Raw genomic sequence first — 12,659 nt, 5'->3', positions numbered from 1 at the left:
GGGGGTGTAATGCAAAACAAAAAAATGAAAAAACTAGCTTGATAAATGCTATCTTTCATTACGGCATACATGCAATAATTACAGTAATAAAAATAAGGGGTACTATATTTCCCCTTTTTGATTAATGTGGAGGGAATTTAATTACTTATGAAAGTTTTGACAGACACTACTATAGCCGAACATGGTAACTCTTCTAATTGGAATTATGGAGAGAGGCAGCTTGAGTTAATTCGTGATGAGTGTCTGCACCAGTTGTTCGAGAATTCAGCCGATCTATATCCTGATCATATAGCAGTTGTATGTGATGGTAAGATGGTAACGTATAGTGAGTTAGAAGCTTATTCTAACCAAGTAGCAAGATATATAAGAACGATCGGTGTTAAAAGAGGGGACCGCGTTGCGATTCTTCTTGAGCGTTCTTTTGAGCAATATGTTTGTATGTTAGCGATTATGAAAGCGGGAGCGGCGTATGTTCCGCTAGACCCAGGCTATCCTGAAGATCGTGTGCATTATATTTTAGAAGACTGCGGGATTGAAACGGTGCTAACAACCGAGGATATTGCCGCTCAGTATCAATTGACGTGTAATGTGGCTTTACTTGATCTACATGCTTCCCTAATCGCCGAGCAATCAACCCGGCGTTTTATGTCAGAAGAAATTGGAACACAATCAGATGATTTGTCCTATGTGATTTATACATCCGGAACAACGGGACGTCCGAAAGGCGTAATGATTGAGCATCGGAATAGTTGCCATTTGGTCAGAGCGTCCCAGACCATTTATCAGGTACAACCTGAGGATCGCGTATATCAAGGGTTTACGATTGCGTTTGATGCCTCCATCGAGGAGATATGGATGGCTTTTGCGCACGGAGCCGCTCTTGTTGTTGGTACGCGGAGGATGCAGCAAGCGGGGCTAGATCTTCCGAAGCTTTTGACAGAAGCAGGAGTTACGGTTTTATCATGCGTTCCTACCTTGTTATCGATGTGGGAAGAGGATATTCCGACTCTGCGTTTGCTTATTGTTGGTGGAGAAGAGTGTCCGCCAAGCCTTGTACAAAGCTGGAGCATTCCAGGACGAAGAATGATGAATACGTATGGTCCGACAGAAGCTACCGTTATCGCTACGTATACAGAATGCACTCCCGATCAACCGATTACGATCGGCAGGCCGCTTCCGAATTACACGGTGTATATTCTCGATGAAGAGATGAACGCTGTTCCTACAGGGAAAGAGGGAGAGCTTTGTATCGGGGGCGTAGGACTGGCGCGCGGCTATGTGAATCGTGAAGATTTAACGCAGGAAAAATTCATTGCCAACCCATTTGTGACTTCACCTTATGATTCACAAAGGTTATACAGAACAGGCGATTTGGTTCGTTTTAATCAAGGAGGGAAAATCGAGTTTCTTGGCCGCATTGATAGTCAGGTGAAAATTCGCGGCTACCGGGTTGAATTGTCGGAAATTGAAACGATTATTGCCTCTGTTTCCGGTGTGCGCAATGCGGTTGTTCATGTGCATGAACAGACGCCTGGCTTACAGGTGCTTGTCGGTTATGTTGTACCGGAAGAAGGCGTGACACTTGACATAGCGGCGATATACCATATCCTTCGTGATCGCCTGCCTGCTTATATGGTCCCAACCTACATCGAGGTACTGGCTGAATTGCCCACATTGATCAGTGGAAAGGTAGACCGAAAAAGTTTGCCAAAACCAACAGGAGAGTATACTCCGCGTGATACAGAGTATATCGCTCCAAGCACGGAATGTGAGCAAAAAATAGCCTGTGTATGGGAAGAGGTATTCAAAAGAGAAGCGATTTCGATTACGGATCATTTCTTTCATGATTTAGGTGGGCATTCGTTGTTTGCGGCACTTGTAATCTCCAAACTGCGTGAAGATGAGGCCACGGCCGGGCTTGCTGTCTCTGATTTATACGCCCATCCTACGATTGAATCACTGGCCCGTTTTGTAGGGGAGGAACAGGAGAAAAAGAAAGAGAAACACACGAAGCGATATGAAACAGCGTTCGAGCGTGTTTCAAATGGTGTATATAATCTTTGCGGCCTAGCACAGGGATTCGGTGTATACCTTCTTTATTTCCTTATTTCTCTTCCGTTTTTCTTTATTTATGAATGGATCACCAGAAGTGGAACAGAGTGGGACATTCGCGATATTGCTATGGTTACGCTCGCGGGGCTTGCGTTATACTATCCCGCTATGCTGGTTTTGTCTGTTGTTGCAAAATGGTTGCTCATCGGTCGTTACAAAGAAGGCGAGTATCGTCTATGGGGAAGTTACTATTTCCGCTGGTGGCTTGTACGTAGAATTCAGGCGTTAGTTCCTGTTCATTTTCTAGTAGGGACCCCTTGGATAGCCTGGTATTATCGACTGATGGGCGCGAAAGTCGGTAAGAATTGCTATATCGGAACCCAGCATCTTCACTCGTTTGATGTCATTCAGATTGGGGATGACTGTAGCATCGGACTGGATGCACAGATGCTTGGTTATACCGTAGAGAATGGTAGATTAATTATTCGAAAAATCGAAATCGGCAACGGATGCTATGTTGGCTCGCATGCGGTTATCTCTCCTGGTGTTGTTATGAAAGATGAAGCCCAGCTAAGCGATCAATCACTCGCTTCGTTCGGCGATACGATTGATGTGAAAGAAAGATGGATCGGATCACCAGCAACTAAAACGTTGGTGAAGGATGAGGACTTGGAGAAAAGTCTGCTTTCACGAGAGAATCCATCATCAGCTGTACGCTTTATGTTAGGCATCTCTTATGTAGTAGGCATGATTCTGCTTATGGTTGTTCCGACGCTTGCATCTTTACCGTCGATTTTTGTAATGAAACGTTTGTTCATGTCTATCGGATACTGGGCGTTGTTATTGGCACCGATTAGTGGATGTCTTTTCGTCCTTACCCTTAGCTTAGGAATTGCGGTGCTTAAGCGCTTTGTACTTGGAAATGTTCCAGCCGGACAGTATTCGATTTATAGCTTCTTTTATGTCCGAAAATGGTTTGTAGATAAGCTGTTATATATGAGTCTGCTTCTGACGAACTCGCTATATGCCACGCTTTATGCTGCGCCTTTCTTACGTTTGCTCGGAGCTAAAATTGGCAAAACAGTTGAAGTTTCCACTGTTACGCATATTTCACCTGATTTATTATCGATTGGCGAGGGAAGTTTCGTTGCGGATGCGGTATGTCTAGGTACGCCGAAAATCTTTATGGGCACGATTCATATTACAGATACAAGAATTGGTAGCCGCACCTTTATCGGAAACAGTGCGCATATCGAAGGTGGAAAAGAGATCGGAAGCAATTGTTTGATCGGCGTTCTTTCTGTGCCACCTGATGAGCGAAAGACAGAAGACGGGACTTCATGGCTTGGTTCACCAGCGATGTTTTTACCGCGTCGTGATATTAATACGTGTTTTTCGGAAACAGAGACATATAAACCGACAACAAGCTTGTACGTAAAACGATATGTGATTGAATTTTTCCGTGTTACCCTTCCAGCATCGTTTACGATTTGGATGATTAGTATGATGTGGTGGATCGCTGGAAAGATCGAAGCTTATATGTCCATGCCGGCGCTGCTTTTCGTATTTCCACTTGTAATGGCTGTTGCTGCATTGGCAGCAACGCTGCTTGTCGTTATCACAAAGCAAGTGCTGATTGGACAGTATAAGCCGACAGCGAAACCGTTATGGAGTTCGTTTGTTTGGCGGAGCGAGTTAGTGACTGCATTGTATGAGAATGTGTCCGTGCCGTTTCTTATTGCAAACTTGTTTGGTACGCCATTCCTTCGCTATGCATTAGGGCTTTTTGGCGTCAAAATGGGAAAAAGAGTGTTCATGGAGTCATCCTATATTTCCGAGTTTGATTTGGTTCATGTCGGGGATGGGGCCGCTGTAAATATGAACAGTACGATGCAAACACACTTATTTGAAGATCGTGTGATGAAAATGTCTGATTTAATCATCGGAGAAAATTGTTCGGTTGGAAACGGCTCAGTTGTGCTGTATGATACAAAGATGAATCCTGGATCAGCGCTTGGAAACCTTTCTTTGATAATGAAAGGGGAGACCTTACCTGCAAGTACTTACTGGGAAGGTGCCCCGGCCAAATATCGTGGGTAAAATAAAAGGATAGAAACATGAGGATAGCAATATGATAGAGCTGTACGCGGTACGTATCGATGCAATGCTAAGTGATACACAGCAGGAACAGATTGTGAGATACGAGTGTATAAGTGAAGAGCGGCGGGAAAGAATCAAGCGGGTGAAGAATCCGCAGCAAAAGAAAAAAGAAGTGCTGTGTGAGCTGCTGCTTCGATATGCTTTGTATCAGGCGTATGGAACAAAGCAAGAGTCTATTGTTTTTGATGTGAACCCATATGGGAAACCGCACATTAAAAATCTCGCTTCTTTTCATTTCAATCTATCACATGCGGGTGTATGGATCCTTTGTGGAATAGATGATTCTCCTATTGGAGTCGATATCGAATGGATACAGCCGATTGATTTTTGTATAGCAGAGCAGCTGTTCTCTCCGGAGGAAAAAGCGGTGCTGTATTCCGCCGCAGAAGCAGAGCAGATTCCTCTTTTCTATCGTTTTTGGACGTTGAAAGAGAGCTATCTCAAAGCGCTTGGAACCGGATTATCGAACCCATTATCCTTGTTTACGATGAATTTGTTCGAGAACGAAGGGGCTGAACTTCATACGGAAGAAGGGGGAAGCGGCTGGTTTTTTAAAACATATCAGTTTGATCCTTCTTATTTTGTTTCAGTATGTGCTAGACATCCTATGTTTCCGGTTCAATTGAAAGTACTAGAGGTAAAAGAGCTACTATATGAAATAACATGAGAGAAAGGGTGTTGATCCATTTGGGAATCAACACCCTTTTGTTGTAGATCAGGACTTATTTGGTATAGAAGCGAACCACGCTACAACATACGTAAATAGTAAGTATAAATTTAGGAATGTATAAAACTGCCTATTCGTGATTGTATTATACAAAACCACGGATGGTCTTTTTGTTTTTTAACTTATTTTTCACTAAAATCATTTACAATCGAAAGATAGCAAAACGATAAAGTTGGCACAGTTCGCAGTTTTATATAAGGAGTGTTTGTGTTGAATATTTTATTGGCGGAAGATGATCTGCTTTTGGGTGAACTGATTACTCATCTTTTGAAACAAAAAGGGGGATATCAAGTAGAATGGGTGACCCAGGGAGATGATGCATACGATTATGCTGCAGGTTCTCATTATGATCTACTTATTTTGGACTGGATGCTTCCAGGCGAAGAAGGGGTTCGGGTGTGCAGCCGTTTACGGGAAGAAGGATATTCAGGTGCTATCATGATGCTAACGGCAAAAGACGCGCTTCAGGATCGGATTATCGGATTGGATGCGGGAGCAGATGACTATTTGGTGAAACCATTTGAGGTGGACGAGCTGCTTGCGAGAATACGCGCACTATCCCGGCGCAACTATGCTCCGATTCAGGAACAAATCGTTCAGATACAAAATATTACTGTCAATCTTACCAATCGTACGGTTTCTTACGGCGAGGAAGAAATTCTATTAACGCCCCGGGAATTTCAATTATTGGATTTACTAATTCGAAATAAAGGGCAGGTGCTGCCGCGTGAGATCATCTACGACAGAATATGGGGATATGACTCTGATGCAGGTATAAAAACCATTGATGCTACAGTTAAACTGCTTCGCAAGAAATTACATGCACATGGCAAAAAGGACATGATTCAAAGCATTCGCGGGGTGGGATATAAACTTGATATATAATGTACGATCACGTATTCGAGACTGGAAAAAAGACTTGTTCGTTCATACGCAAAATCGGCTAACCTTTCAATACAGCGCCTTACTCATGGTTTTTCTTGCACTATTTATTACGATTGTTTATTTTTTGGTGAACACGACAATTTCCCACGAACAGGAACAGCAATTGCAGCTGCTTGCCGACCAGCAGGCGAGCGTAATTAAGAACGCGTTACAGGACGGCAAGCTCAGTCCGGAAGAGTTGGATAATATCAATGCGCTCCAGGAAAGTGGAAACCAATTTTTTTATGAGATCGTGGATCCAAAAGGACAGATGATTTTCGGGAAAGCTGTCATCGAGCGGCTCCAACCGGACATTTTTCATGCCTTGCAAGGATGGATTCCTCAATCAAATGAAATTCGTTATGAAACGATGCTGATTCATCCGAAAAGACACAAGGGGCCTCATGAAGCTCCTCCTCATGAAAAGGATCTTCATCCGGGACCGCCTCCTAAAGAGGAAAGACATCCGATTGATTTGATGATGACCGGGCGGGCGATTTATCAAGGCGACCAGCTAGTCGGCGTTTTTTATACGGGAAAAGATGTTTCTTTTTACTACGAGTTAAGTCATCGGCTACTTATCATTCTAGTGACGTTAGGGATTTTATTTTTAGGGATTGCCTTCTTACTTAGCTATTTTATGTCTAGACGAGCCATGATTCCAATTCGCAATTCCTTTGAGCGGCAGCAGGAACTTGTGGCAGATGTTTCCCACGAACTCAGGACACCTCTCAGTATTCTGAACTCATCTCTTGATGTTTTTAAAATGGAAGAGGACCATCTGTCGGATTTTTCTCGAAAAGTATTGGGCAATATGCAGGGTGAAATTAAAAGAATGACCAAACTGGTTAGCGATTTATTAACACTAGCGCGCTCCGATTCAGGGGTTGCTGATCTTCAATATGAACGCTTCGACTTGGTCCTTCCTGCTGAACAGCTGATGGCGTCTACCCAGACCCTTGCTCATTCTAAAGAAATAAACCTGCAATTGAACGCCCCTTCTGACCTGCTAGTTTATGGCGACCAGGAACGAATCAAGCAGCTGCTTTATATCCTGCTAGATAATGCGATTAAATATACACCAAATGGAGGGGAAGTGAACGTAACCCTCTCTGCTGATACACGTGAAAAACAACCGGTGCTGCGCATCGTTGTACAGGATACAGGCAGCGGCATTCCACTAGAGGAACAGGGCCGCATCTTTGATCGGTTTTACAGAGTCGATAAAAATAGATCCCGACAGTTGGGCGGCACAGGTCTTGGCTTATCCATCGCCAAATGGATTGTGGAAGCTCATCATGGGATGATTCAGGTTACCAGTACACCAGGGAAAGGAAGTACATTTACAGTTAGAATTCCTCATTGATTTTCACCGTTTTTTCTTTTTTCTTTCCTATAATCAAATTCATCGGAAGGACAAGCAAAGAGGAGGATGAATCAATGAAAGCAAAAGGAAAGAAATTTTTCCTATGGATTGTAGCAGCGATTGTCATACTGCTTGCTATCCAATGGAGTATGGGATTTTTAGGAGGACACGGGATGCATGCCATGCATCACTTTCATCCAGGTTATGGTCGGGGTGAAGCTCACTTTATGTATGGCCCTCAGCCTACTATGGGAGCGTTTCACTTCATTAGATTTGCGGCAGGGCTGGTTTTTTGGTTAGCTGTTACGGTTATCTTGTTCAAATGGCTGCGGAAAAAAGCAACTGCTCGTTCTTTCAAGCATTCAACGATGGGAGAACCTGTTTTCTACCACACCTATTCTTCTAACCATGCACAGACGGACTTCCTGGATGAATGGGAGAAAAATCAAAACAAACCTAAGGAGGAACAATAAGATGGGAATTTTAAAACGAATCAAAAGTATTACAATGGCTGAGATAAATAAATTGCTTGATCAAGTTGAAGACCCAATTAATATGCTAAGTCAATATATGCGAGAAATGGAAGAGGAAATTGCGAAAGGCCAGCACGCTCTTGCGAACCAAATCTTCCTTGAGAAAAGGCAGCTGGCATTGATTATAGACACAGAGGAAGTACTGGCTAAAAGAGAGCGTCAGGCAAAGCTTGCTGTAACCAAAGGAGAAGACAACATTGCAGCATTGGCGCTCCAGGAAAAACTACTTCAGGAAAAAAAGAGAGGTCTGTATAAAGAGCAGTACGAAGTGATAAAAGGACAAACAAACCTCCTGGAGGAAAAAATCAATCAGCTAAAAGAACAATATAATGAACTACAGCACAAAAGACTTCTGTTGCTTTCCAGAGCTAATGTAGCTCAATCGCTGAAACAACTGGATAATGCAGTCGTTTCCTTGAATACAGACAACATCGCGAGAGGCTTTGCTCGTGCTGAAGAACGAATTGTTATGATGGAATCCAAAATAGAAGCTAACACCCGGCTATCAAACATTTCGCCAAGTTCTTCTTATGCAATTGATCCTTCCCTTCAAGAAGAGGTACAAAAACAATTAGCACAACTAAGGGAGACAGCGAAAGAAACAAGTGTATAAAACCTTTCAAGCAGCCATGACCCGGCTGCTTTTTTATTTTGGCTTGACGATTCGAAAAAAAAGATGTAAATTTAATCGATCAAAAACAAACTGTTCATTATCGAACAGTTTTTAGGCGAAAGAATGGTGGAGTATGAATGGAGAACGAAGAGCAAAAAGTAATGCGTTCCACACAATTATTGCGTTCATTTTGGCATGTGCAGAAGAATATCATGCGATTGGTGCAAAAGACGGCGGTAGAAAATGGCTTATCCATTCCGCAATATACGGTTTTGATGACCATTACCCTTCATAAGGAAATGACGCAAAAAAAAGTGGGCGAGAAGACATTTCTTCCGAAAAGCACGCTGAGCCAGGCTGTGGATGGACTCGTTCGAGCGGGCTTGCTCCATCGTCAGCAAGTGGAAGGCAACCGACGGGAGATGCAGTTGGCGATCACCGAAAAAGGAGAAGCGCTTTTAAAAACGATTCATCTTCAAGAAGGCGGCATTCATCAACTATTTCAATGTGTAAGTGAATTAATGACTGACAAGCAGTATGAAGAGTTGCTGGAAACACACCTACAAATTACCAATTATTTAGAAGCGAAACTAACAGAGCAAGGAGGGGATACCAAATGATAAAAATACTGAAAAACTTATCTGTTTATAAATGGATCGTTTTAGCCGTTTTCGGTCTTGTCCTTGTTCAATCGATGGCAGACCTTTTTTTACCTACACTGATGGCGGATATTGTAAACAAAGGAGTTATAGCAGGAGATACTTCTTACATCTGGAAAATTGGCGGATGGATGCTGTTGGTTTCAGCACTAGGTGCTTTTGCCTCGGTTATCGCAAGCTATTGTTCGTCTAAAGCAGCAATGGGATTAGGACGTGATATTCGTCGAAACGTCTTTAATCATGTTGAGAATTTTTCGTTGCAAGAATTTGACGAAATGGGAACCGCGTCATTGATCACAAGGACGACCAATGACATCACGCAAGTTCAGCAAGTCGTTATTATGATGCTGCGTATGGTTATCAGTGCACCTATTATGTTAGTCGGTGGAATCATTATGGCAGTGTCGAAGGACGCCAAATTATCACTGATCATTGTCGTCACAATGCCTGTGTTAATTGGTGCGGTACTACTTATTCTGAATAAAGGGGTACCTCTTTTTCAAACGGTGCAAAAACGATTGGATCGTTTGAACCTTGTATTACGAGAGAATTTAACCGGGATTCGTGTCATCCGTGCCTTTAATCGTGAACCTGAAGAGAAAGTACGTCTTACACAAGCGAATAAAGAGTTGACAGACGTCTCGATTAAAGTAAATAAAGTCATGGCATTCATGATGCCTGTGATGATGCTTGTCATGAACTTGACGATTGTCGGGATCATCTGGTTTGGTGGAATTCGCATTGATAATGGGGACATGCAGATTGGGGACCTGATGGCGTTTATCCAATATGTCATGCAAATCATGTTCGCACTTGTTATGGCGTCCATGATGTTCATTATGATTCCACGTGCCGCTGTGTCAGCCAAACGGATTAATGAAGTGCTTGATAAGGAACCGACATTCCGGGATATGGGGACAGCAAAGGCAGATCGTGAAAAAGGCTCGCTTGAATTTGAACATGTGACGTTTAGTTACCCAGGAGCAGAAAAGCCTGCATTATCGGATATTAGCTTTACCGCAAAACCTGGTGAGGTTACGGCAATCATTGGGGGAACCGGTTCGGGGAAAACAACGCTTGTCAATTTGATTCCGCGCTTTTATGACGTTTCGAGTGGAACCATTCGTGTCAATGGTGTTGATGTTCGAGAAGCATCGCATGAAGAGGTCCGCTCGAAAATTGGCTTCGTGCCACAAAAGGCGATGCTGTTTACAGGTACGATTGCCGACAACATTCGCTTTGGAAAGCCAGATGCAACACGGGATGAAATTGAACATGCAGCTCGTATTGCGCAAGCGGAAGATTTTATTAGTAGAATGAAAGATGGTTATAACGCAGAAATCGAACAAGGAGGCTCGAACTTATCAGGAGGGCAGAAACAACGACTATCGATTGCACGAGCCCTGATTCGCAAACCGGATCTTTATATTTTTGATGATAGCTTTTCCGCACTTGATTTCAAGACAGATGCCAAACTTCGTGCAGCACTAAAAGATGAGACAAAACATGCGACGGTGTTACTTGTTGCACAGCGCGTGAGTACGGTCGTCGACGCTGACCGAATTATCGTGTTAGACCATGGACACGTGGCAGGCATAGGTACACACGAAGAGTTGCTTAACACAAATGACGTATACCGTGAAATCGCCCTTTCACAGCTCTCAGAGGAGGAAATTGCATGAGAAATCACAAAAAACCTCAAGGCGGCGGGCAGATGGGATATGGTCCAGGTGGTGGCAACATGATGATGATGGGGCAAAAGGCAAAAGATTTTAAAGGAACACTAAGACGTCTCTTGGCTTATTTAAAACCCCGTCGTAATCAATTGATCGCCGTTTTCTTCGCCGCTATCTTGAGTACCATCTTTATGATTGTGGGTCCCAAAATTATGGGGACAGCGATTACAGAATTATTTGAGGGTGCATACGGGAAGCTTCGAGGAATACCAGAAGCGGCCATTAACTTTGACAAAATTGGTCGGATTCTTCTAATGCTGGGCGGACTGTACGTCTTCAGCAGTCTTTTTAACTACGTGCAACAATATATTATGTCTAGTGTTGCCCAAAAAACGGTTTGCGATCTTCGAGAAGATGTCAACGCAAAGCTTGCGAAGCTTCCACTCAAATATTTTGATGGACGCCCGAACGGTGAAACGCTTAGCCGTGTAACAAATGACATTGATACAATCGGCAGCACGCTTCAACAAAGTATGACGCAGTTTATCACATCTATTGTTACAATTATTGGAATTATCATCATGATGCTTTCGATTAGTCCGATATTGACACTGATCTCGATTGTTAGCTTACCGATTTCAATTTTTGCAATCCGGCCCATTTTGAAAAGATCGCAAAAACATTTTGCGGATCAGCAGCGTACACTTGGCCAATTAAATGGACATATTGAAGAAATGTATACGGGTCATCAAATCGTTAAAGCATTCGGACATGAGAAAAAGGCCGTTGCCGAGTTTGATAGGGTAAATGAGGAACTGTATAAAGCAGGTAGGAAAGCGCAGTTCATATCTGGGATTATCATGCCCATGATGTTCTTTATCGGGAATATCGGCTATGTTTTGATCTGTATTGTCGGCGGGATCTTAGTAACGCAACGTGCGATTTCAATCGGTGATATCCAGGCATTTATCACATATTCCAAGCAGTTTACACAGCCAATCACACAAACGGCTAATATCGCAAATATTATTCAGTCAACTGTAGCAGCAGCTGAGCGTGTCTTTGAGCTGCTTGACGAAGAAGAAGAAACGGAAGCAATCACGACTGCGAGTGTAACACGGGCACAAGGTGCGGTAACTTTCGAACATGTGGACTTCGGATATGGTGAAGACTTATTAATGAAAGACATGAACATTGAGGTCTTACCTGGACAGACGGTTGCGATCGTGGGACCGACTGGTGCTGGAAAAACGACGATGATTAATCTCTTGATGCGATTTTATGAACTGAATGGCGGAAAGATTAAGATTGATGGTCATGATACACGGCATATGTCTCGAAGTGATCTGCGCAAGAACTTTGGGATGGTACTGCAAGACACGTGGCTCTTTAAAGGAACGATTAAAGAAAATATAGCTTATGGGAAAAACGGCGCAACTGACCAGGAGATATACGCAGCTGCGCGTATGGCTCACGCCGATCATTTTATTCGGATGCTGCCAGAAGGGTACGAGACTGTCCTAAACGAAGAAGCGTCGAACATCTCACAAGGACAAAAGCAGCTGCTTACCATCGCGCGAGCGGTCCTTGCAGATCCACCAATCATGATCCTGGATGAAGCAACGTCAAGTGTAGATACGCGGACAGAGACTTATATCCAGCAGGCGATGAACCGCTTGATGGAAGGACGGACTAGTTTTGTCATTGCCCATCGCCTCTCAACGATTAAGGATGCTGACTTGATTCTTGTGATGGATCAAGGAAAAGTGATCGAGCAAGGAACACATTCAGAACTTTTAGAGGCAAATGGTTTCTATGCAGATCTTTACAACAGCCAGTTCTCTGATAAGGTAGCAGGATAAATAATTTGTATATGTATGCTTATACAAATACAGGGGGGCGCAATAAATGCAGCCTCCCTTACTACTATGTACTTCCTAGTCCCTTTT

Annotated in this window: 9 protein-coding genes; all 9 read left to right on the top strand. The window is 43.3% G+C overall.

Translation table 11 applies throughout. The features are described from left to right. The first annotated feature begins 147 nt into the window (after positions 1-147). The 9 genes from CB4_RS13295 (at position 148) to CB4_RS13255 (ending at position 12,572) form a co-directional block, all read left to right on the top strand. On the top strand, positions 148-4,152 hold the full coding sequence (locus CB4_RS13295; protein ID WP_096466268.1) for a Pls/PosA family non-ribosomal peptide synthetase: 4,005 nt from the start codon (positions 148-150) through the stop codon (positions 4,150-4,152). A gap of 31 nt (positions 4,153-4,183) precedes the next feature. Then, on the top strand, positions 4,184-4,879 hold the full coding sequence (locus CB4_RS13290; protein WP_096466267.1) for a 4'-phosphopantetheinyl transferase family protein: 696 nt from the start codon (positions 4,184-4,186) through the stop codon (positions 4,877-4,879). Between the two features lie 270 nt (positions 4,880-5,149). Next, on the top strand, positions 5,150-5,824 hold the full coding sequence (locus CB4_RS13285; protein ID WP_096466266.1) for a response regulator transcription factor: 675 nt from the start codon (positions 5,150-5,152) through the stop codon (positions 5,822-5,824). After that, positions 5,814-7,229: a sensor histidine kinase gene (locus tag CB4_RS13280; protein ID WP_096466265.1), complete on the top strand. Its 1,416-nt coding sequence runs from the start codon at positions 5,814-5,816 to the stop codon at positions 7,227-7,229. Before CB4_RS13285 ends, CB4_RS13280 begins: the two co-directional genes overlap by 11 nt. Positions 7,230-7,303: 74 nt before the next feature. After that, complete coding sequence (locus tag CB4_RS13275; protein ID WP_096466264.1) at positions 7,304-7,702, top strand: hypothetical protein; 399 nt, start codon at positions 7,304-7,306, stop codon at positions 7,700-7,702. Between the two features lies 1 nt (position 7,703). Next, a complete protein-coding gene (locus tag CB4_RS13270) occupies positions 7,704-8,375 on the top strand; it encodes a PspA/IM30 family protein (protein WP_096466263.1) in 672 nt (223 codons plus the stop codon). 137 nt (positions 8,376-8,512) lie between these two features. After that, complete coding sequence (locus CB4_RS13265; RefSeq protein WP_096466262.1) at positions 8,513-8,995, top strand: MarR family winged helix-turn-helix transcriptional regulator; 483 nt, start codon at positions 8,513-8,515, stop codon at positions 8,993-8,995. Further along, positions 8,992-10,716: an ABC transporter ATP-binding protein gene (locus CB4_RS13260; protein WP_096466261.1), complete on the top strand. Its 1,725-nt coding sequence runs from the start codon at positions 8,992-8,994 to the stop codon at positions 10,714-10,716. The genes CB4_RS13265 and CB4_RS13260 overlap by 4 nt, the downstream gene beginning before the upstream one ends. Continuing rightward, a complete protein-coding gene (locus tag CB4_RS13255) occupies positions 10,713-12,572 on the top strand; it encodes an ABC transporter ATP-binding protein (protein WP_096466260.1) in 1,860 nt (619 codons plus the stop codon). The genes CB4_RS13260 and CB4_RS13255 overlap by 4 nt, the downstream gene beginning before the upstream one ends. Positions 12,573-12,659 lie beyond the last annotated feature (87 nt).

Origin of the sequence: Aneurinibacillus soli (assembly GCF_002355375.1) — a bacterium.
In the GTDB taxonomy this organism is placed as follows: Bacteria; Bacillota; Bacilli; order Aneurinibacillales; family Aneurinibacillaceae; genus Aneurinibacillus; species Aneurinibacillus soli.
Note: the sequence above shows the minus strand (reverse complement) of the source record. Positions and strands in the feature narration are given on the sequence as shown.